Below are 23061 nucleotides of genomic sequence, written 5' to 3'. Positions count from 1 at the left end.
TACTTCAAACAAGAGTTTGAAATACAGCCTTTTTGAAAAATATGCTCATTAATTTTAATTTGCGAGTCATAACCATCATTCCCACTATAAAATTTTCCGAATATAATTAATTGTATGTTTAGTTAACTATCAATGTCAATTGAAATTTGTAAATTTTTAACAAGTTAGATTGGTAGATTATTAGTGTAGTAAAGTATTTCCCTATCGGCGCTCCAAAGACATGGAAAAATTTTTTCATTGCTGATTTTTTATAAAGCAGATTAATATAAACGTTGTAATATATTTTAATGGAAGAAGGAGCAACGAGAGTGACAAAATCATTATTCAGAATTTTTTCCATACTTTTCATCATTGCTGCGGCAACTATGCCACAGTTTGCCTCTGCACAAGCAGAAGTAGTTTCTTTTCATCTCTCGTCAAATACAGTTGCATTTCAAGGCAGAAGTGTCCCTGGTTATGTAACAGTTGATTTAAAAACGAGCGAGCCAACACGCGGCTACCTAAGAGTTGAAGGGAATGGCCGCCAAGCAAAAATTAATCTTTCTTCATTTGAGTACAAAACAACTCACAAGATCGACTGGGTTCCATGGGACGATGTGAAGAAAGAACCGCTGCCAGCAGGAGAATACCAGATTAAAGCTAATTTATCCGATGCAAACTTAAACCAAATGGTCGGATACCCGCTTGGAAAATTAACGGTTGTATCAGAGCCTAATCCGAAACCGCTGTTTGATCAAGTTTCTATAAATCCAGGCGTTTTTTCACCTAAATACGGTAATTCTTCTGGTGTTGCCCAAATTCAATACAATCTTAACCGTCCAGCGGAAGTTCAGCTTAGCATTCAGAAGAATGGAGATGAAATTTTTCTGGGCAATAAAATGAAGCTAACACCTGGCATTCAAACCTTCAATTGGAACGGCACAGATAAGTCCGGAAGAATTGTAGCTGATGGGGAGTATAACGTTGTTTTTAAGACAATCGAAACAGCTTACAATTATCCCGAAACAATACAGCGTTCTGAAAAGGCTGGAATCATTACTATTAAAGATGGCGATTATGATATTCCGCAATGGAGATTGAAGGAATTAGTTACAGAGGCCACTTTTAAAAGCTCCGTCATCACACCTGATGGTGATGGGATAAATGATATAGCAGAAGGCCAGTTTACTCTTGCTGAACCTGCAAAAGTTTCCGTCTATATTGCAAATGCTGCAGGTGCACATGTGAAAAATGTAATGACTGAACAGGCTCTTCAACCCGGTGTGCATACTTTTAACTGGGATGGAACTGACATGATGGGCGGGAAAGTCCCGAATGGGAATTTCACCATTAAATTGTTAGTCATTGAAGGTGCAAATTTAGGTTATATTTCCTTCCCTCATTCAATTTTGAGATCTGAAGGCGGCTATGAATTTAAAATTTTGCAGCCGCAAAAAAATGTTCGTGTCATTAGCGAAAAAGCAAGCATGTCTATTGATCCACTGGGACAAGGATATGTAGCGCAAAAAGGCGACATCTTCCCGCTTCTTTCTGAAACCGTTGAAAACGGAAAATATGATGTCCTTGTGAAAGAAGGCGTATCTGGAAAAATAAATGTGAACGATGTTGAAATCGTTACTGAGTCACCTTCGCAGCAAAATACGACTGACTATATCGTGCAGCCAGGCGATACTTTATGGAAAATTGCTGAAAAACACAAAACAACTATTGCGGAAATCATCAAGTTAAACCAGTTAGATCCGAATAAGTATTTAACCGTGGGACAGACACTAAAAGTTCCAAACTTTACGCCAGAACCGGTTCCGCCGTCAGAGCAAACGATTCATACCGTTCAATCCGGCGACACGCTATGGAAAATTGCCCAGAAATACAATGTCACTGCACAGTCAATCATTGAAACGAACAAGCTTGATCCGAATCAATACCTTTCAATCGGACAGAAACTAGTTATTCCGATGGCTAGTCCTGCTCCACAGCCATCAACTGCTTACAAAGTACAATCTGGGGATACTTTATGGAAAATTGCCCAAAAGTTTGGAACTACAATTGATGCGATTGTTGCAGCCAACAAGCTCGACCCGGCAAAACATTTATTTGTCGGTCAATCTTTGGACATTCCGGTAAAATCTCCAGTTATTGAGCCCGTTATTCATACTGTACAATCTGGGGATACTTTGTGGAAAATAGCTCAAAAATACAATACAACTGTGGATACAATCATTAAAGCTAACCAGCTTGACCCAGCAAAATACCTTGTAATCGGTCAAAAGCTTACAATAAGCTAAAGATCCGCTTAACAAAGGGATGACAGTATTTATACTGTTAACACCGAACAAAAATGAAAGAGCGTGTTTTGAAAAGATCAAAACACGCTCTTTCTATATTAAATCGAATCATTTTGATCAATAAAACCCTATTTAAAGCTACATTAATCAAACTTCAACCCTTTTAATGCCTCTGCCAGCGCATTATTCAAAGGCTCTTCATCTTTCTGCTGATTTTTCAAATACTTTTGGACAGTTCGTTTATCCACTTTTCCTTTAGATTCTTTTTTTCTGCGTGCCTCGAAAGCAGATAACTTTTCACGATATCCACATTTACATACGAAGATTTGGCCTTCGCCTTCTCCGCGCAGTTCCAGTTTCTTATGACATTGCGGGCAACGTGCATTTGTAACGCGGTAAACATTTTTACGATGTCCACATTCACGATCTTGGCAAACGAGCATTTTGCCTTTTTTGCCGTTCACCTCAAGCATTGGTTTTCCACAGTCTGGACAGGATTTTGTGGAAATGTTGTCGTGCTTGTATTTCTTATTGCTGGCTTTAATTTCAGCAACGATTTCTTTTGTATAGTTTTTCATTTCTCTGATAAACACATCTTTTTTCAGCTTGCCATGAGCAATTTGATCAAGCTTTTGCTCCCACTCCGCTGTCAGTGCAGGAGACTTAAGCTCTTCTGGCACTAAATCTAGTAATTGACGGCCCTTCGAGGTAATATGAATGTCTTTGCCGCGCTTTTCGATTAAGAACGAATTGAATAGTTTATCAATAATATCAGCACGTGTAGCTACCGTACCTAGTCCGCCCGTTGATTTTAAAGTATCGGCTAATTTCTTATTCTGCGTGTCCATATACTTCGCTGGATTTTCCATTGCCGAAAGCAATGTTGCCTCATTAAAGCGTGCTGGCGGATTTGTTTGGCCAGACGTTTGTGCGATTAATTTTACGTTCAATGTATCGCCTTTTTCAATGCGTGGTAAAATTTGCTCTTTCAGATCGTCTTCAGCCTCATCATCTTCAAAGCGATTTTCATATACTTCCTTCCATCCAGCCGATAAAATCGTTTTTCCTCTAGCGATAAAATTCTCATCAGCAATCCTTGCACGAAGCGTTAATTGCTCGTATTCGAAGGCAGGAAATAAAACGGCTAAGAATCGTTTTACCACTAGATCGTAAATTTTTCGTTCTTTATCAGTGAAGGCTGTGAAGTTTACATAGCTTTCTGTTGGAATGATCGCATGGTGATCGGACACTTTGCTGTCATCCACAAATGCTTTCGAAGTTTTAATCGGCTTGCCTAAAATTTTATGAGCTAATGAACGATAGTCTCCTGCTCCACAAGCTTTTAATCGTTCAGGAAGCGTTCCTATAATATCCTTAGAGATGAAACGTGAATCAGTACGAGGATACGTTAAAACCTTATGCTGCTCATACAGCTTTTGCATAATGTTTAATGTTTCCTTTGCAGAGTAGCCAAAGATTTTATTTGCATCGCGCTGTAATTCTGTTAAATCATAAAGTCCTGGAGAAAATGATTTCTTCGGCTTTTTCTCAATTTCCGTTACGGTCGCATTTTGTTTGCCTATTTTTTTTACAATCCCATCAATTTTCTCTTTATCAAAGCTTCGGCTGTTCCCTTTGGCATCCTGCCAAGTCAGCTTTAATTGGTCTGTTGTTTGGGCTTCAATGCCGTAATAGGTTTGTGCCTTGAAATTTTTGATTTCATCCTCACGGGCTGCAATGATTGCGACAGTTGGTGTTTGCACGCGGCCACAGTTAAGCTGGGCATTGAACCTGGTTGTTAACGCGCGAGTTGCATTTAGACCGATATACCAATCAGCTTCTGAACGTGCGACTGCGGAGGCATATAAATTCTCATAAGCTTTACCCGGCTTCAAATTAGCAAAACCATCTTTTATCGCTTTATCCGTAACAGAAGAAATCCATAGCCGTTTAATCGGTTTATTGACCTTAACTTTATCAATAATCCATCGTGCGACTAACTCCCCCTCTCTTCCAGCGTCTGTCGCGATAATGATTTCATTGACATCCTTTCTAATCAGCTGACTTTTCACAGCCTGAAATTGCTTTCCCGTCTGCTTAATGACTGTCAATTTCATCCGCTCAGGCAGCATAGGCAGATCTTCTAAATTCCATGTCTTATATTTCACATCATAGTTTTCTGGATCAGCAAGTGTAACGAGGTGCCCTAGCGCCCATGTAACAATATATTTATCGCCTTCCAGATACCCATTTCCCTTTTTATTACAATTCAGCACACGTGCAATATCACGTGCAACAGAAGGTTTTTCAGCAATTACAACACTTTTTGCCATTTTAAAAAACATCCTTTCAAATTACGTAAGTTAAATATAACATACAGGCTGTTTTTCTGAATAATCCATTGCACCACCTTCCACTTTTTGACATAAAGGACATGTCCACTCCAGAGGCATGTACTAACAATGGAAAGGAGTGCGACAATATGTTAACGAGAATCGCAGATCGTTTTTCGAGGTGAATTAAAAGATTTATAGAGCTTTCATGATTCACGAGGGATTTATGACGACCATTTGAGGTGATTTCTTTTGAAAACACGTTCCATGAACCTCTCATGGTGAGCGTTTGAGGAGCTTTCTTTCGATTACACGTTCCATGAACCACCCATGGTGAGCGTTTGAGGAGCTTTCTTTCGATTACACGTCCAATGAACCTCTCATGGTGGGCGTTTGAGGAGCTTTCTTTCGATTACACGTTCCATGAACCTCTCATAGTGAGCGTTTCGGGTACTTTCTTTTGAAAACACGTTCCATGAACCTCTCATAGTGAGCCTTTGCGGAGCTTTCTTTCGATTACACGTTCCATGAACCTCTCATGGTGAGCGTTTACAGCAATTTCTTTAAAAACACGATCTATGAATCCCCCATGGCAACCTTTTGCGATGGCTACTTATCAAAATGCGATTCATGAACCATTCATGCAGACCGGTTACAGCAATTTCTTTTAAAAATACGATCCATGAACTCCTCATGGTAACCGTTTACGATGTCTGCTTATCAAAACACGTTCCATGAACCTCCCATGACAATTTCCAGCAGTTTCCTTCAAAACTATAACTAAAAAGAAGTTGTCCATTAATCCAATTACCCGATTAATAGACAACTTCGCAATATTTATTACTTCAATACATCTTCTCTCAAAATAAACTGAGCCAATTCTTCCATTTGATCCGAAATGGCACGGTCACTTTCTAACGGCGGGCAAATGGCTCTTATTTTTTCTAAGTATTCTCTAGTCGCAGGAGCAAGCTGGCTTTCTGCTTTTTCTAAATAGATCGCTTGGGAAGCACAAATCATTTCAATCGCTATGACTCTAGCAGAATTATGAATGATTTCCCTTGCTTGACGAGAACCGATTGTACCCATGCTCACATGGTCTTCTTGATTTGCAGAAGTTGGAATGGAATCAACACTCGCTGGATGAGCAAGAACTTTATTTTCAGAAACTAGGGCTGCTGCTGCATATTGTGCTACCATTAGGCCACATTCTAGGCCGGGATCTGGAGCCAAGAATGGCGATAATCCACTTAATTGCGGATTTACTAGTCTCTCCGTTCTGCGCTCAGAAATATTAGCCCATTCTGCAGCTGCTACTTTCAAGAAGTCCATTGACAGAGCAATTGGCTGACCGTGGAAATGTCCTCCAGAAATAACTTCCCCGTTTTCTAGCACGATTGGATTGTCAGTAGTGGAATTCATTTCAATCCTTAGACGGTCATCCACATAGTTAAAGGCTTGCCATGATGCACCATGCACCTGTGGAATACAGCGAATGGAGTAAGCATCCTGAATGCGGATTTCCCCTTGACGCGTAATACGTTCACTGCCTTCAAGCCACTTTCTCATCCGTGAAGCTACGAACTCAAGCTCAGGATGTGGACGGACAGCAAGTAATTCACTATCAAAAGCGGAAATAACTCCATGCAGTGCTTCCATCGTCAAGCAAGCTGCCATATCTGCTGCCAAACCGACTCTCTCCGCTTCGTTAAGAGCAACAACCCCAACTCCAGACATACACTGTGTTCCATTGATTAATGCAAGTCCTTCCTTCGCTTGTAAGGTAACCGCTTCCAATCCAGCCCGTTTTAAAGCTTCTCCCCCAGGAAGAATTTCACCTTTGTATTCTGCTTTCCCTTCACCAACTAAAACGATTGCGATATGAGAAAGTGGCGCTAAATCACCGCTGGCCCCGACAGAACCTTTGCTTGGTACGACAGGATGCACACCTTCATTGATCATATCGATAAGCAGTTGAACAGTTTCTTCTCTAATTCCAGAAAATCCGCGTACTAAAGCATTTGCACGCAACGTCATCATCGCTCTTACAACTGGAGTAGGCAGAGGGTCTCCAACACCTACAGCATCTGCTCGTAATAAGTTCAACTGTAATTTTTCGATATCTTCTTTCTCGATTTCTATATCGCTAAGCTTTCCAAATCCAGTGTTCACACCGTAAAGAATTTTTCCGTCACTGAGTTGCTTTTCAATACGGTTTCGGCTTGCACGAACTTTTAGACGGTTTTCCTCTGGGATTGATACTTTTGCAGTACCTCTAACAATTTTTTCTACCTTATGTCGATCTAATGTTACTCCATCAAGTTCTACTACATCTAATCCTGCGATTCCACTGTTGCTCATAAGTTGTCCACTCCTCTATTTTAAATGACTAAAAATTCAGACTCTAAAAAGTATTATAAAACTAATGCGGCAATGACGCCAAATATAAATAATGGGATATTGTAATGAATGAATGTTGGTACACATGTGTCCCAAATATGATTATGCTTTCCATCTGCATTTAATCCCGATGTTGGTCCAAGTGTACTATCCGATGCCGGAGATCCTGCATCACCGAGCGCTCCTGCTGTTCCGATTAAAGCAGCAGTAGCTAATGGGCTAAACCCAATGGAGATACAAAGCGGAACAAACACGGCTGCCAAAATAGGAACTGTCCCAAAGGATGTGCCAATCCCCATCGTTACTAACAAACCAATAAGCAGTAGTACAACAGCTGCAATAAATTTACTGCCTCCTACCACAGTGTCAACTGCTGTAACCAATTCAGTAACTGCCCCTGTTTCCTTTAATATAGCTGCATATCCTGATGCGATAAGCATAACGAATGCAATCGCTCCCATTAATTTTACACCATCTTGGACAATCTGCTCCCCTTCACCTAACGTTACAATTCTGCCGGCAAACATGATAATGATCCCAGCTAACGCTCCAAGAACAAGCGAGCCAAATTGTAATTGCACGATTAATGCCGCAACGACTGCCCCGATTGTAATAAAATCCTTAAATTGCAGTTTACGTGCTGGCGTCTCTGCTGCAGCACTCACCTCAGCCAAAGCCATCACTTGATCTTCACCATATTCTCTTGGTTTTCGGTAGGAAATAAACATTGCAATAAATAGACCAACAAACATACCTATCGCTGGGATGATCATTGCAAGCGGAATTTGTGATTGAGCAATTTCCAGTCCACTCGCCTTCATTTCAGAAGCAATAATCCCATGGAAAATAATCCCGTATCCTGCTGGAATGACAATGTACGGCATTTTCAGCCCAAAAGTGAGTGCACAAGCCACTGCCCTGCGATCCATTTTTAAATAATTTAAAAATAGTAATAACGGAGGAATTAAGATTGGGATAAACGCAATGTGAACCGGAATTAGCGTTCCTGATAAACAAGCAATCACAGCAAACATCAGCAATAGCAAGATTTTACTTTGCTTCTTCATGGCAAGCAACTTATTAATAAGAATGGTTGTAATTCCGGAATAAGCAATCATGGCTGCAAAAATACCTAGCAAAATATAACTTAATGCCGTAGAGGATTGCCCTCCCATACCATTTATTAATGAATTGATTGTATCTGATAAAGTTAAATTTGCTGTTAAGCCAGCAACAATGGCGGAAATTAATAGGGCAAAAATAACATGTACTCTTGCTAGACTTAGAACAGATAAAACGATAACAGATATTAGTACGGGATTACTTAACATACAAACCCACCTCTGTTTTAAAGAATCCATATATTCATAATCGAATGAATTTCATAGTGTATCAGCTGTTGAATACAATATGAAATTTACTCAATTATTAACCTTTACCGCTATTCTTGACTTAACAAGAAATAGCGGTAATATTTTCTTCGATTGTGTTTAGTCCTAGGTGCAGTCTTTTTAAAAATCTATCATAACACCTAAAGTCTCTTAACCTATTTATCCTTATGATTTATATACCATTGTTCAATTAAAGCTGCTGTTAGTCTGCCAGTGTTAACTAAGTTCTCAATGCTAATGCATTCTCTGAAAGAATGAATATTTTGGAAGCCTAAGCCAAGGGTTAAGCATGTTAGACCATTTTCATTTAGAACATTTGTATCTGCCCCGCCGAGTGTTTCTGTTAAATATGGCTTTACATGAATATTTCTTGCCGCTTCTTCTGCATTTCTTACTAGAATATCGTTTTCAGGGATATCAAATCCACTGTATTTCTTCTCAATTTTCACATTTACTTTGCCGCTTATTTTCTCAGCGGCTTGTTTCATTGCTTCTGCCATATGCTCAAGCTGCTGATCAAGCTTTTCCTTTGAAAAGCTGCGAACTTCCCCAGCAACCGTCACACTTCCAGGAATAATTGAAGTCAGTTCTCCGCCTTTAATAATTCCTATATTGGCTAGAGTCTCCTCATCAATCGTACCTAACTTCATATTTGTTAACCCTTCAGCGGCTATTAAAAACGCACTATTCCCTTCTTCTGCATTGAGAGCGATATGTGCTGCCTTTCCTTCTACTTCCATCCAAATCCTTGAGCTGTAAGGACCTTTTAGGATAATTTGTCCTACATCTCCACTGCTGTCAAAAATATAACCTGTTTTACTTTTTGCTTTTGAGTAGTCCATGTATCTTGCACCGACTAATCCTGGCTGTTCATTGACTGTTAAAATGAACTCAATCGGGCCATGTGGAATACCGCCTTCAATAATCGCTCTCATCGCTTCTAAGTAAGCGGCTAAGGCTGCACGATCGTCTGCTCCTAAAATGGTTGTTCCATCAGAATGGATGACACCATCTTTAATAACAGGTTTTAACCCTTCAGTTGGCAGTACTGTATCCATATGTGTGGAGAAGAATAATGGCGGAATAGATGGATCAGTACCTTCATGCCAGGCAACTAAGTTTCCGACTTCTCCATCGAAGTTTTTGTGAGCCTCATCAAACTCAATGGAAAAGCCAAGTTTTGGCAATGCCTTCACTAAATAATCAGCTACAAGCTGTTCCTTCGTGCTCGGTGCATTAATTTTTGCTAACTCTAGAAATAATTCCTGTAACCGATCCGCATTTACAAACTCTGCAGCACTAGATGCATGTTTTGTTGTCATTTTTTGAACCCTCCAATTGTATGAATCTATTGACTAGCGGCTAATAACAACTTTTCCTTTTTTAATGACCTTTTCTACGATATTTGTTCCAAGCTCGTAAGCAATATGCTTATAGGTTGGGACATCCCAAATTTGCAAGTCTGCTAGCTTTCCTTCCTGAATTACGCCGCGGTCATCTAAATCAAGTGCCCTCGCTCCGCCATATGTAGCAGCTTTGATTGCCTCTTCAACGGAGAATTTATATAATCGGCATGCCAAATTAATAACAAACTGCATGGACTCTGTATAACAAGCCGGGCAGAGGTCTGTCGCAAGTGCGATTTCCATTCCCTTGTCTAACATTTGCCGAGCATCAAAAGGCTGTTTATGACCAACAGCAAAATCTAAAGCTGGCATTAAGACACCTGTCACTTCTGCCTCAGCCAGCTTTTCCACGACTTCAGCTGGTGTATAATTTAAATGGTCGATTGAAACCATTTTCATTTCCGCTGCTAAATCAGAACCGCCGATATAAGAGTATGCATCCGCATGAATCTTTGGCTTCATTCCGTATTTTAATCCTGCTTTCAGGATTAGTTCAGATTCTTCAGCCGTAAAATAGCCTTCGTCACACCAAACGTCACAGAATTCTGCTAGTCCTTGCTCTCCGACTTTAGGGATCATTTCGTTGATGATGACATCCAAATACTCACTTTTCGTCAGATTCTCTGGAAATCCATGTGCACCTAAAAATGTATTTAACACATCTAGCGGTGTTTCATTGTCCAGCCTTCTGCCTACTTCTAAAATTTTGATTTCACTTTCCGTCGTTAAACCGTATCCGCTCTTGCTTTCAATTGTTGTGATTCCGTGCTCAAGCATTGTCATGACGCGTTTTTTGGATTGCTGGAATAATTCCTCTTCTGGTTCGTTGCGTGTAAGCTCAACCGTTCGGCTCGGGCCTGTTGTAATTTTTAGCTGCTCCAATTTTTCTGGTTTCCCAGTCAGTTTAGCCGCATATTCTTCCACCCGTGTTCCGTAGAAAACTAAATGGCTATGTGAATCAACAAACCCCGGAGCGACCACTTTACCTTTTGCATCGATAAAAGAAGACTCTTCCAAATCAAAATTACTTTTTACCTCTGCCTCTGTTCCAACTCCAACAATTTTTTCATCCTTAATCGCAATCCATGCATCAGTCAGGATACCAATTTCCTCCATACCCTCACCGATACATGTAATGACCTCAGATGCATTGCTGATCACTATGTCCACATTTAACTTGACCTTCGTTTCAGACACTTCACAAAAACCTCCTTTTAGTCAAACCAGCTGTAATTTTGACTCTTCTAAAAAGATTGGGGGCTCAAAAGGGAATAATCCTATGAGCCACCTAATTATTTTGAAAAAATGATTAAGCCTTCACATCTTCTTTTTCTAAATCCTTAGGACCAAATGTTGCTTTTGGAGACCACCATAATGGGATTTTGATGCTTTCTTTCGTTAATTTTCCTTTTCCATTTGCTACATCTTGTGCGATTTCATAGCCAGCCTGTGCATGGCGGACAACTCCGATTCCAGAGTCAACCGTCATCGCTACCTCTAGTCTCATATCAGACTCATCTGTTCCATCTGCGATCATCGTTACGCCTGTGTGAACGGCTTCACCCATTGAGTAATTCGCTTGAAGTGCGATTAAGTCACACATACCAACTGCGTTTAATAGGCCATTCAATACCGGCCAGTCAGAGATTAAATCAGAGCCGTCCTTCATATTTTCAGATTCGAATGTTGGGTTCACGATTGAACCAGAGTCTAAGTTGTCGCGAGAGAATGCAACCGGACCAGAAAGCTCACCGCGGCGGATCATATCGTTTACTTCTAGCGCAAATGCTTTACGCTGTCCGAAGCCCATGTAGCAAATACGAGCTGGCAGTGCTTCAATCGGAATATGCTTCATTGCTAGCTTGATCCAGCGAGTAACTAGGTAATCATCTGCAAATTTTTCTAAAATCATTTCATCAATTTTTCTTAAATCTTCTGCGTCTCCGGATAAGCATACCCAGCGGAAAGGTCCGCGGCCTTCGCAGAACAATGGACGAATGTATTCAGCTACGAAGCCTGGAAGGCGCTTCGCTTCCTTCGGATCAAAACCGGCATCGACACATTCTTTACGGTGACTCGTACCGTATTCAAAGGAGTGAACGCCTAAGTCCATAAATTTGATTAGCGTTTTCAATTCACGGATCATTGTTTCGCGTGCTTTTTCTAAGTAAAGGGTACGATCTGTATCACGAAGCTTTTCTGCTTCCTCTACTGTGTAGCCTGCTGGTAAGTAAGAAATTGGATCATGGCCTGGTGTCATAGAAGTTGAGATGTCTGGAAGCCACCCTTTTTCAAGCACCTCTTCAAAAATATCTGCAGCGTTTCCGACTACTGCAATACCAAGTGGTTTGCCTTCTGCTGCAGCTTGTTTTGCCATGGCGATAGCCTCATCCAATGATTCTGCTAAAACATCAATGAATTTCTTTTCAATACGGCGCTTAATAATCTCAACATTAGAGTCACATAAAATCGCAACTCCGCCGTGCATTGTCATCGCTCTCGTTTGGTTTCCACCCATTCCGCCGGCACCTGCTGTTAAAAGGATTTTTCCAACTAGAGAATCATTGTAATGAAGGCGAGCAATCGCTGATAAAGTTTCGAAAGTCCCTTGGATAACTCCTTGTGTACCGATATACTCCCATGGAGCTGCTGTATAGTTTGCATACATGGTTAAGTTTTTATCTTGTAAATCATAGAATGTTGGCCAATCCGCCTTCATGATGTTTGTCGTTGCCATGACAACTGTCGGCGCATATTTATGGGTTTTAAATACCGCAACTGGCATTCCAGATTGAACAACTAAAGTTTCATCATCCTCAAGCTCTTTTAAAGATTTTACGATCGCGTGGTAAGACTCCCAGTTACGGGCTGCTTTCCCGATCCCTCCATAGATAACTAGTTCTTCTGGCCTCTCAGCGTTTTCCATATTATTTTCAAGCATCCGTAAAATCGATTCTTGTCTCCAGCCTTTACAGCGAAGCTCAGGTCCCCTTTGTGCTTTAACGGAATATAGGATTTCTGGTTTAGACATGTGTATTTCCTCCCTGAATGATAAATTTAAATTTCTTAATCAATACTGTTGCAAAAACTGTGCCAAGTAAGTTGGATAAGGCGGAATATTCAATTAAATAAAGATAAGGATAGTTTTTTGGCCCATTTCACACGATAAACTTATTATTTTCCTTCCTTTTTCTTACATTTAAAATCAAATTCAAGCAATCTATCGCAGATGAATTTTGCAGATATTTGTATAGTCTTGTAAGGAAAGAGATACAACCCTTGAAAACGATTTCATTTATTCCATGCAGATGGATTTTGCATGGAGCAGATATCTTATCCATTTCTGCAAAAAAACATCAGCTTTACTCAGCCGATGTTTTTATTCTTATAAAACTTTACTTAAAAAAGCTTTCGTTCTTTCATGCTTTGGGTTTTCAAAAATTTCTTTCGGACTATTTTCTTCGACAATGACACCTCCATCCATGAACAAAACCCGATCTCCCACTTCTCGGGCAAATCCCATTTCATGAGTTACAACAACCATCGTCATCCCTTCTTTAGCCAATTGCTTCATTACTTCAAGCACTTCTCCAACCATTTCTGGATCTAGCGCTGAGGTCGGCTCATCGAAAAGCATGATTTTTGGCTTCATCGCTAACGCTCTTGCAATTGCAACCCGCTGCTTTTGCCCGCCTGATAATGAATCTGGATAAACATTTGCCTTCTCCTCAAGTCCCACTTTTTTCAGAAGCTCAAGACCTGTTTTCTTAGCTTCCTCTGCAGATATTTTTCTCACTTGCATAGGAGCAAGCATGATATTTTGAATGACCGTTTTATGAGGAAATAAATTAAATTGCTGAAAAACCATTCCGACTTCAGTTCTTACTTTATTAATATCTGTTTTTTTATCGGTTATATCAACGCCCTCAATTGTAATTTGACCGTCTGTTATCGATTCAAGCAAATTAATACATCTTAAAAATGTAGACTTTCCTGACCCTGATGGACCAATCACAACGACAACTTCCTGTGGTTGTATAGAAGCATTAATATCTTTTAAAACTTCATTTTGTCCGAATGTTTTTTTTAATTTCTTCACTTGAATCATTCTGTTGTCAACCTTCTTTCAAGTTTATTCAATAAGAAGCCTAATGTTGTTGTTAACACAAGATAAATGAGCGCTGCTGTAATATAAGGCTCCCACACACGGAAAGTTTGACTAGCTAATGCTCGTCCATAGTACATCAGTTCAGGTGTCGCCACGATGGCTGCGAGGGAGGACTCTTTAATAAGGACAATGAACTCATTCCCTAGAGGAGGGATCATTCGTTTGAAGGCCTGAGGCAATATGACATGTTTCATTGCTTGAACATGGGACATGCCGAGAGAACGGGCTGCTTCCATCTGTCCTTTATCAATGGACTGTATACCAGCACGAAAAATTTCAGCTATATAGGCACCTGCAATTAAGGAGAGCGCAATAATACTAGCCACAATCCCATTCGTATGCCCAATAAATAATGGTACTACCCCGAAATGAATTAATAATATTTGAACAAATAAAGGTGTTCCGCGGAAAAATATAATGTAGCAATTAAAAATAAAGGCAAGCAGCTTATTTTTCATCATTTTCCCTAAGCCGATAAATAAACCAAGAATGGTTCCAAATATAATACCTACAATTGACAAACCAATCGTTAATAATGTCCCCTTTACAAAGAAAGGAATATAATTTACTAAGATGTCCAACCTGAAATCCATTGCTCTTCCCCCTATGTAAACCAAAATTGCGTAACTTTTCCTACTGCGTTACGCAATTTTGATTTAATTATTTATTTTTGCTGAGCTAAAATGGTCTCAACATCCGGTTCTACTCCGAACCATTTCTTATAAATTTCAGTATAAGTTCCATTTTTCAAAACCTCAGTAACAGCCACATCAAATTCTGCTTTTAATTCACTGCCTTTTGGAAACATAAGGCCGTAAAATTCATTTTCAAAGCCTTCTTTATCGCTAATAACATTTAGCTTATCGTTTGGATTATTCTGGGCATAAGCCTGAACTACTGCATTATCGGCAACTACTGCATCTGCACCGCCACTCGTTAATTCCAAAATGGCTAAATTATTATTATCAAACTTTTTAATGTTTTTATTGTTTACTCCAAGTATTTTCTCTACTGCCGCTTCCCCAGTCGTTCCGCCAAGAACTGCCACTACCTTGTCATTCTTTAAGTCAGCTGCACTCTTAATATCACTGCCCTCTGGAACTAGAATCTCATTCGTTGATAAATAGTATGGTGCAGAAAAATCATAGGTTTCTGATCGCACATCATTAATCGTAATCGCACAAATCCCCATATCCGAAAGTTTGTCTTTTACTTCGACAAATAGAGGATCCCAGCCGACATGGACCATTTCATATTCATAGCCTGCTTCCTTAGCAACGGCACTCATAAAGTCAACGTCAAAGCCTTTCATTTCACCATTATCTAAAAATACAAATGGCGCATAGTTTGCCTCTGTTGCGATTTTAAGTTTTTTCTTACCTTCACCTGAAGCTGCACTATCTCCGCTTCCCTCTGAAGTCTTTTGACTCGTACCGCAAGCTGATAGAATAAGTGAGAAAATCATTACAATAGCAAAAATTGTAAACCTTTTCATTTCATTGCCCCCTTTGGATTTTGTAACCAAAACTTTCCGTAAAATCTAGTAAGCTATTTACTAATATCTTTTCAATCAGGAGATTAATCCTTTGAAAAATACCGCTCTCCTCTCTTAAATGATTTTTTCTAATCAATTAAAATCTTTTGCAAGGATTGTGCCAAAATGACTAATGTAATATAATTTCGCATCACAGGGGCTTCTTTAGTCTCGTTATTCCTAAATATTCCCTCTATTCAATAAATTCAGCAAATAAAACTGCAGATGTTTTTTGCTATTTTATTAACTGCAAACAGTTTATTCGTCAAAATCTTTTATTTAGCTACTCTTTAATCATGCAGATTACTTTTGCATAAGCAAAATAAAAAAACTGTAATTTTTATTAATTATTGCGTTTTTGCAGGATATTCGATGAAAAGTATTAGTCACGCCATTATTAAGTAGACCCTATTTACATGCAGATGTTTTTTGCTTAATAAAAAATAGCCTACTTTTCCTTAAGGGAAAATAGGCTATTTCTAATATTAACTAATATTAAGAATGTATCTTGCCAATTACTTTTATTAAACTTTTAGAATAGAAATTAGGGTTCGTATTACTAGATCGCAGCTGAATTTATAAGAACAATATTTAGCCACCAAGATAGGCTTTTTGGATAACATCTTGCTCTAATAAATTTCGTGCCTTATCATGATATTTAATTTGTCCATTCTCGATGATGTATGCCCTATCAGCAACAGATAATGCTTTATTTGCATTTTGTTCAACTAATAATATTGTTAGCCCTTGGCCTTTAATTTTCTTAATAGTTTCATAAATATCTTTTACAACGATTGGTGCTAACCCCATAGATGGTTCATCAAGCATTAAAACTTTTGGTTTCCCCATTAATGCCCTGCCTATTGCTAACATTTGCTGCTCACCACCACTCATTGTACCGCCTAATTGCCTTTTTCTTTCTTCAAGTCTAGGAAATAATTCAAATATTTCTTCCAATTCCTGTGCTTTAATATTATTAGTAACGTTTCTAGTATATGCTCCTAATAGCAAGTTTTCCAAAACTGTTAATTTAGGAAAAATTCTTCGACCTTCGGGAACCATTACTATTCCTTTTTTAACAATTTGATCTGGACTTAATCTATTTATTTCATCACCATTAAATAGGATGGAACCTGAGGATTTTATTAATCCAGAAATCGCATTTAGACTTGAGGACTTTCCAGCACCATTCGATCCCATTAAGGTTACTATTTCCCCTTTATTTAACTCTATGTTGAGATCTTTTACTGCATGAATTTGGTTATAAAAAACATTCAGATTTTTTATTGTTAGCAATTAAATCACTTCCTCTTCTTCACTTCCTATATAGGCATTTACTACTGCGCTATCAGAAGTAACTTGCTCAGGAGATCCATCAGCTATCTTCTCTCCGTGATTTAATACAGCCATACTATCACACAATCCTACTAGCATAGGGACATTATGTTCGATAATGATCACTGTTGTCCCTTTGTCTCGTATACTTTTTACTAATAAATTTATTTCTTCTACCTCAGTATCATTCATACCCGCACATGGTTCATCTAATAATATAAGTTTTGGATCAGATACAAGTGCGCGGGCTATCTCTACCTTACGCTGATTTCCATAAGATAAATTACCTGCATTTAAATCCATGTAATTTTCTAAACCAACCTCCATTAATATTTGTTTAACTTTTTCTTCAACAAATTGCTCTTCTTTCCGTTGAGATTTAGCATTCATTATAGCTGAAATTAAGCCTGACTTTGTCTTTCGAAACATTCCTATCTTTACATTTTCTGCAACAGTCTCATTACCTAATAACCTTATATTTTGGAATGTCCTTGAAACTCCTAATCTGGCTATTTGAAATGGTTTTAACTTTTGAATCATAGTTTCTTCAAATACTATTTCTCCATTATTAGGACTATAAATTCCTGTTAACATATTAAACAATGTTGTTTTACCTGCGCCATTTGGTCCAATTAAACCAAAAATTTCACCTTTTTGTACCTTCAGACTTACATTTTTTATAGCTGTTAATCCACCGAAAAACTTTGAAACATTTTTAACTTCCAACATTCTGATCACCACTTTTCACAGCTGGTTTTAAATTTCTAATTTTTATATTTTTAATGTCTATCAATCCTTTAGGACTATATCTCATAACTAAAACCATAAGTAATCCGTAAAACATCATTTTATAATTATCTAGATAATTTAAGTTCAACAAATTTCCTACATCAAAAATATGAAATAGTTCCGGTATTGTGTATAAAAGTGTCACACCTAATAAAGTTCCCCTTATACTACCCAACCCACCTATAACGATCATACTTAAGATAGTTGCTGAAGTTGTAAATGTAAAAGAGTCAGCATTTACAAAATAAATTTTATGAGCAAATAAGGCACCTGCAACACCTGCAAAGGCTGCTCCGATTGCAAAGGCTAACACTTTATAATACATGGTATTGATTCCCATCGATTGAGCTACAGTTTCATCTTCTCTTATAGTCACCCAAGCTCTCCCAATTCTAGACCGTGTCATTTTTCTCATGATATAGATGGCTAAGATTAATGCAATGACAACCAAAATGAGATATCCTACGTTCTCCACCTCTATCCCAAAAAAGGTTGGGGCAGGTATTGAATTTATTCCATACGCTCCTCCTGTAAGTTGGGAATTATTAAAAAAAGAGTGCGCGACAAGTCCTAAGCCCAATGTTGTAATTGCAAGAAAATCATCCCTTAAACGCAAACTAGGCAGCCCTAAAAGTGCACCTAATAAGAAAGTTACTACAATAGCAATGAGCATGGATATCCAAACATTTAAACCATAATTAGCAGATAATATGGCTGATGTGTAAGCACCAATTCCATAGAATGCTGCGTGTCCCAAAGAAACCTGACCTGCAAATCCAGTTGTTAAATTCAATCCTAGGCCTAAAAGAATATTAATCACTAAAAAAATTAAAATATCTATATAATATGGGTTAATAAAATCCAACAATGATATCACCTACACTTTTTCTATATTCTTTCCGAATATTCCTGAAGGTTTTATTAGTAAAATAACAACTAGCAGTATAAAAGCGATGGCATTCGTATCAATAGGCATGCCCTCTAAATATCCTGTACTTAATGCCTCTGCTATTCCCAATATCAATCCACCTAAGACTGTTCCGGGAATTGAACCTAAACCACCTAGTACAACAACACAGAAAGCTTTTAATCCGGGAATATCCCCCATAGCAGGTGATAGTGTATTATAATTTAACGCAGTTATAATGCCAGCTAAAGCGGCTAGCATAGAACCAAGCAGAAAAGTAACCATGACAATTCTATTAACATTTATACCCATTAATGCAGCTGCCTTCCGATCCTGAGAAACTGCTTTAATAGCTATACCTATTTTGGTGAAATTCAAGAACAGGTAAAGCACAGCTAAAACAATAAGACCAATTATGATCATATAAAGTTTAATATTAGTTAATGATGCAATCCCCAAAATATCAATACTGTGTACCCCAATATTCGTTTTTGGGAAGGCATGAGAATCAGATGTAAAAATAATTTGAAATAGATTTTGAAGTAATATAGCTATTCCTACACCACTTATAAGAACCGTGATTGGATGGACATCTTTTAGAGGTCTATAAGCATACTTTTCAATCCCTACACCAACCAGGCCAGAAATTACTAAGGCAAATATCAAAGATGGTATAAAAGAAAGATTTAGATATAATATTCCTACCATTGCCGAGAAGGCTCCAACCATATATATAACACCGTGGGCAAAGTGCAAAACTTTTAATACTCCATATACCATTGTTAGCCCAAGTGCTATTAGTACATATACGAAACCTAATGCTATTCCATTAATTAACTGTTCAACTATCAAGTCATCCCACCCCTTTACAGTTAAAAAGGAAAACAAGGGATACAATATTATATTGAATCCCTTTTATTTCCACTTATATATTTAATATGTTTTTGAATGCAGGTAGTTAAATTCTCCATTTTCAACTTTCATGAATACGATTGGCTTAACGACTTCATGATTTTCATCAATTGTAATATTTCCGGAGGTGCCTTCTAAATCTTTAGTTGAATTAATTGCCTTAGCTATGTCCCCTCTATCAGTACTTGAACGTTCAATTGCATCCTTTATCGCTAAAACCGCATCATAGCTCTGGGAAGCTGTAATACTTAATTCGGTATTGAATTTTTCCTTATAGGCTTTAACAAATTTTTGAACTATTTCTCTCTCATCTGCCGTATAGAATGAGGTAGTTATGACAGTTCCTTCAGCATGATCCCCAGCTAATTCGAGAAATTTTGGTGCATCCAAACCATCAATGCCGATTATTCTAGATTCTAGACCCATTTGTTTTGCTTGGCTTACGATGGAAGCACCCTCATTGTAGTAGGCTACAACAAATATAGCATCAGGTTTTTTTTCCTTCACAGCTGATAAAGCTGAATTAAAATCAGTATCACCCATATTAAATGATTTACTTACTAAAACATTACCACCTAACTCACTTATTTCTTTCTCTAGAGCAACCTGGCTTTCCTTACCATAATCAATATTCATATATACAATAGCAAAGGTTTTTAATTTCTCTTCATTTACGGCATAATCCGCAAGAGCTTTTGCTTGTACATCAGAGGTGTAGATCATTCTAGAAACATAGTCCCCTCCCTTTGTAGCTTCTGGGTGCTTCGCATATGAAACAATCATTGGTACGCCTTCTTTTTGAACTAGGGAAGCCGCTGCTAAAGTTGGACCTGAGTAGGCTCCGCTTATAACGGCAACTACCTTATCACTATTTATTAATTTTTGAACTCCTTTTGCGGCTTCTTGCGGCTTGCCTTGGTCGTCAACAGAAATTAGTGCTACCTTTTGTCCATTAATTCCACCATTTTCATTAATTTGATCTACGGCCAGTTGTGAAGCATTTAAACTTATTTGCCCGTCAGTAGATGTAGGCCCTGTCAACGGTCCAAACCAACCAATTTTAATCGCATCTTGGCTGTTCTTTTTTGAATCTTTAGAGGCTTCCTTTCCATCTGAATTTTCTGCACTACAAGCTGTTAAAATCAAAGAAAAAACTAATAATAATAGATAAAGCATCTTTTTCATGCAATCTCACCCCGGATCATTTTTTTAGTTATCAATTAAAATCTTTGCAAAAATTATGCCAGAATGACCTATTATTCAGAAAATTCCGATTTATGCGGGTGTTCTAGTCATATGCAGAACGAATTGTTCCCCCTTTTATAAAAATATGACACGTAATAACGCAGATGATTTTTGCTCTTTTAATATAAGAAAGTACTTTTATTGATAATCCATTCAATTTAGAAGCATTCATATTATGCAGATAGGTTTGGCGGGTTTTTGTGGTTATACTGTAAATGGTTAACTTAATTTTGCTAACAAATAAGCAAACACTGTTAATATCAAGTATCCCCCTAAAATAAGAGGCCATTATCTAAACGCAGATAAATTCTGCTATCGACTGAAGCTAATAAAAAACAATAAGTTTTTCCATCGAAAAAACAGCCCGCTCCTCCATCCAAGGGAAAAGCAGACTGTTTACGTTAAGACAAGTGTTGTAGGGGAACCTAAATATGACTATGCTTTTACTTCTTCTTTTTCTAAATCCTTCGGTCCAAATGTTGCCTTTGGCGACCACCATAATGGGATTTGGATGCTTTCCTTCGTTAACTTTCCTTTTCCGTTCGCAACATCTTGGGCGATTTCATAGCCAGCTTGTGCGTGACGGACAACTCCAATTCCGGAGTCCACTGTCATTGCTACTTCAAGTCTCATATCAGATTCAGCTGTACCGTCTGCAATCATCGTTACTCCAGTGTGAACAGCCTCACCCATTGAATAGTTTGCTTGAAGCGCAATTAGGTCACACATGCCAACTGCATTCAATAGACCGTTCAATACAGGCCAGTCAGAAATTAAATCAGATCCGTCCTTCATATTTTCAGATTCAAATGTTGGATTCACGATGGAACCAGAGTCTAAGTTGTCACGTGAGAAGGCAACTGGTCCTGCAAGTTCACCTTTGCGAATCATGTCATTTACTTTTAAAGCAAACTTCTTACGCTGACCGAAGCCCATATAGCAAATACGTGCTGGTAAGGCTTCAATCGGAATATGCTTCATCGCTAACTTGATCCAGCGAGTGACTAGATAGTCATCAGCAAACTCCTCTAAAATCATTTCATCAATTTTACGTAAGTCATCTGCTTCACCTGATAGACAGATCCAACGGAAAGGTCCACGGCCTTCACAGAATAATGGACGAAGGTATTCAGCTACGAAACCAGGGAGACGCTTCGCTTCCTTCTCATCAAATCCGGCATCGATACACTCTTTACGATGGCTTGTACCGTATTCAAATGAATGAACACCAAGATCCATAAATTTGATTAGCGCTTTCAGTTCACGAATCATCGTTTCACGTGCTTTTTCTAAATATAGAGTGCGATCAGTGTCACGAAGCTTTTCTGCTTCTTCCACTGTGTAGCCAGCCGGCAAGTAGGAAATTGGGTCATGTCCTGGTGTCATAGAAGTTGTAATGTCTGGCAACCAGCCTTTTTCAAGAACCTCTTCAAAAATATCCGCTGCATTTCCAACTACTGCGATACCAAGTGGTTTGCCTTCAGCAGCTGCTTCCTTCGCCATCGCAATCGCATCATCCAATGAATCTGCTAATACATCGATAAATTTCTTTTCAATACGGCGATTAATAATTTCAACGTTTGAGTCACATAGAATCGCTACTCCGCCATGCATCGTCATCGCTCTTGTCTGGTTTCCGCCCATTCCGCCAGCTCCAGCTGTTAATAGGATTTTTCCAACAAGTGAATCATTGTAATGAAGTCGAGCAATTGCCGATAATGTTTCAAATGTACCTTGGATAACACCCTGTGTACCAATATACTCCCAAGGTGCTGCTGTATAGTTTGCATACATTGTTAAGTTTTTATCTTGTAGATCATAGAATGTTGGCCAGTCAGCCTTCATGATGTTAGTCGTTGCCATGACAACTGTTGGAGCATATTTATGTGTTTTAAATACCGCAACAGGCATCCCAGATTGCACAACTAGCGTTTCATCATCTTCAAGCTCTTTTAAAGATTTAACAATCGCATGGTAAGATTCCCAGTTACGAGCAGCTTTACCGATTCCGCCATAGATCACTAGTTCTTCAGGCTTTTCGGCATTTTCCATATTATTTTCTAGCATTCTTAGAATAGATTCTTGTCTCCACCCTTTACAGCGTAGCTCTGGTCCTCTTTGTGCTTTAACGGAATATAGGATTTCTGGTTTTGACATGTATAATTCCTCCTAGATTTAATAATTGCTGACACTCATTATTAGACAATGCAAGGAGTGTGCCAAATGAAAACGAGTAATGGAAATTTCCTGATTGTTCATACAAAAAAGCCGAAACTATCAAGTTTTTTATTTATTAAAATCTTTTTTTCTAATTGGAATGTCGAGCTTTTCAAATAACTTTTTAGAAGGATCCGCA

General features: G+C 38.5%; 16 protein-coding genes. 1 reads left to right on the top strand and 15 read right to left on the bottom strand.

The genetic code is table 11. The features are described 5' to 3' along the window. Positions 1 to 308 precede the first annotated feature (308 nt). Positions 309 to 2285, top strand: coding sequence for a LysM peptidoglycan-binding domain-containing protein (locus RRV45_RS05005; RefSeq protein WP_315667669.1), 1977 nt, complete (start codon positions 309 to 311; stop codon positions 2283 to 2285). 143 nt (positions 2286 to 2428) lie between these two features. Here RRV45_RS05005 and RRV45_RS05000 read toward each other — a convergent pair whose 3' ends face one another. The 15 genes from RRV45_RS05000 to hutU (RRV45_RS04930) all read right to left on the bottom strand — a co-directional run bounded on the left by RRV45_RS05000 (position 2429) and on the right by hutU (RRV45_RS04930) (position 22862). Further along, positions 2429 to 4618 carry a DNA topoisomerase III gene (locus RRV45_RS05000; RefSeq protein WP_315667667.1) on the bottom strand — a complete coding sequence of 730 codons (2190 nt, stop codon included), beginning with the start codon at positions 4616 to 4618 and terminating at the stop codon, positions 2429 to 2431. Positions 4619 to 5458: 840 nt separating this feature from the next. After that, positions 5459 to 6979 (bottom strand): histidine ammonia-lyase, encoded by a 1521-nt coding sequence (gene hutH, locus RRV45_RS04995; protein WP_315667666.1) that lies wholly within the window; start codon positions 6977 to 6979, stop codon positions 5459 to 5461. Between the two features lie 53 nt (positions 6980 to 7032). Further along, entirely contained in the window at positions 7033 to 8349 is a 1317-nt protein-coding gene (locus RRV45_RS04990) for a Na+/H+ antiporter family protein (RefSeq protein WP_315667664.1), read from the bottom strand. A gap of 215 nt (positions 8350 to 8564) precedes the next feature. Beyond that, positions 8565 to 9731, bottom strand: coding sequence for a M20/M25/M40 family metallo-hydrolase (locus RRV45_RS04985; protein ID WP_315667663.1), 1167 nt, complete (start codon positions 9729 to 9731; stop codon positions 8565 to 8567). Positions 9732 to 9764: 33 nt separating this feature from the next. Further along, a complete protein-coding gene (hutI, locus tag RRV45_RS04980; protein ID WP_315667662.1) occupies positions 9765 to 11012 on the bottom strand; it encodes an imidazolonepropionase in 1248 nt (415 codons plus the stop codon). 112 nt (positions 11013 to 11124) lie between these two features. Continuing rightward, positions 11125 to 12846, bottom strand: coding sequence for a urocanate hydratase (gene hutU, locus RRV45_RS04975; RefSeq protein WP_315667661.1), 1722 nt, complete (start codon positions 12844 to 12846; stop codon positions 11125 to 11127). Positions 12847 to 13200: 354 nt separating this feature from the next. Next, positions 13201 to 13923 carry an amino acid ABC transporter ATP-binding protein gene (locus tag RRV45_RS04970; protein WP_315667660.1) on the bottom strand — a complete coding sequence of 241 codons (723 nt, stop codon included), beginning with the start codon at positions 13921 to 13923 and terminating at the stop codon, positions 13201 to 13203. Beyond that, on the bottom strand, positions 13920 to 14576 hold the full coding sequence (locus tag RRV45_RS04965; protein ID WP_315667659.1) for an amino acid ABC transporter permease: 657 nt from the start codon (positions 14574 to 14576) through the stop codon (positions 13920 to 13922). Before RRV45_RS04965 ends, RRV45_RS04970 begins: the two co-directional genes overlap by 4 nt. A 71-nt stretch (positions 14577 to 14647) precedes the next feature. Beyond that, positions 14648 to 15478: a basic amino acid ABC transporter substrate-binding protein gene (locus RRV45_RS04960; protein WP_315667657.1), complete on the bottom strand. Its 831-nt coding sequence runs from the start codon at positions 15476 to 15478 to the stop codon at positions 14648 to 14650. 630 nt (positions 15479 to 16108) lie between these two features. After that, on the bottom strand, positions 16109 to 16813 hold the full coding sequence (locus RRV45_RS04955; RefSeq protein ID WP_315667656.1) for an ABC transporter ATP-binding protein: 705 nt from the start codon (positions 16811 to 16813) through the stop codon (positions 16109 to 16111). Continuing rightward, on the bottom strand, positions 16814 to 17581 hold the full coding sequence (locus RRV45_RS04950) for an ABC transporter ATP-binding protein (RefSeq protein WP_315667655.1): 768 nt from the start codon (positions 17579 to 17581) through the stop codon (positions 16814 to 16816). Continuing rightward, positions 17568 to 18506, bottom strand: a complete 939-nt coding sequence (locus RRV45_RS04945; protein WP_315667654.1) for a branched-chain amino acid ABC transporter permease — start codon at positions 18504 to 18506, stop codon at positions 17568 to 17570. Before RRV45_RS04945 ends, RRV45_RS04950 begins: the two co-directional genes overlap by 14 nt. Positions 18507 to 18518: 12 nt before the next feature. Further along, positions 18519 to 19400, bottom strand: a complete 882-nt coding sequence (locus RRV45_RS04940; RefSeq protein ID WP_315667653.1) for a branched-chain amino acid ABC transporter permease — start codon at positions 19398 to 19400, stop codon at positions 18519 to 18521. A gap of 81 nt (positions 19401 to 19481) precedes the next feature. Further along, positions 19482 to 20645: an ABC transporter substrate-binding protein gene (locus RRV45_RS04935; RefSeq protein ID WP_315667652.1), complete on the bottom strand. Its 1164-nt coding sequence runs from the start codon at positions 20643 to 20645 to the stop codon at positions 19482 to 19484. A 495-nt stretch (positions 20646 to 21140) separates the two neighbouring features. After that, positions 21141 to 22862 carry a urocanate hydratase gene (hutU, locus tag RRV45_RS04930; RefSeq protein WP_315667651.1) on the bottom strand — a complete coding sequence of 574 codons (1722 nt, stop codon included), beginning with the start codon at positions 22860 to 22862 and terminating at the stop codon, positions 21141 to 21143. Between the last annotated feature and the right edge of the window lie 199 nt (positions 22863 to 23061).

Source organism: Bacillus sp. DTU_2020_1000418_1_SI_GHA_SEK_038, from assembly GCF_032341175.1.
GTDB lineage: Bacteria > Bacillota > Bacilli > Bacillales > Cytobacillaceae > Cytobacillus.
Note: the sequence above shows the minus strand (reverse complement) of the source record. Positions and strands in the feature narration are given on the sequence as shown.

Excerpts from the sequence above, each read along its gene's own strand:
- RRV45_RS05000 (WP_315667667.1), bottom strand. The coding sequence starts at position 4,618 with ATGGCAAAAAGTGTTGTAATTGCTGAAAAACCTTCTGTTGCACGTGAT.
- hutH (WP_315667666.1), bottom strand. The coding sequence starts at position 6,979 with ATGAGCAACAGTGGAATCGCAGGATTAGATGTAGTAGAACTTGATGGA.
- RRV45_RS04990 (WP_315667664.1), bottom strand. The coding sequence starts at position 8,349 with ATGTTAAGTAATCCCGTACTAATATCTGTTATCGTTTTATCTGTTCTA.
- RRV45_RS04985 (WP_315667663.1), bottom strand. The coding sequence starts at position 9,731 with ATGACAACAAAACATGCATCTAGTGCTGCAGAGTTTGTAAATGCGGAT.
- hutU (WP_315667661.1), bottom strand. The coding sequence starts at position 12,846 with ATGTCTAAACCAGAAATCCTATATTCCGTTAAAGCACAAAGGGGACCT.
- RRV45_RS04970 (WP_315667660.1), bottom strand. The coding sequence starts at position 13,923 with ATGATTCAAGTGAAGAAATTAAAAAAAACATTCGGACAAAATGAAGTT.
- RRV45_RS04965 (WP_315667659.1), bottom strand. The coding sequence starts at position 14,576 with ATGGATTTCAGGTTGGACATCTTAGTAAATTATATTCCTTTCTTTGTA.
- RRV45_RS04960 (WP_315667657.1), bottom strand. The coding sequence starts at position 15,478 with ATGAAAAGGTTTACAATTTTTGCTATTGTAATGATTTTCTCACTTATT.
- RRV45_RS04950 (WP_315667655.1), bottom strand. The coding sequence starts at position 17,581 with ATGTTGGAAGTTAAAAATGTTTCAAAGTTTTTCGGTGGATTAACAGCT.
- RRV45_RS04935 (WP_315667652.1), bottom strand. The coding sequence starts at position 20,645 with ATGAAAAAGATGCTTTATCTATTATTATTAGTTTTTTCTTTGATTTTA.
- hutU (WP_315667651.1), bottom strand. The coding sequence starts at position 22,862 with ATGTCAAAACCAGAAATCCTATATTCCGTTAAAGCACAAAGAGGACCA.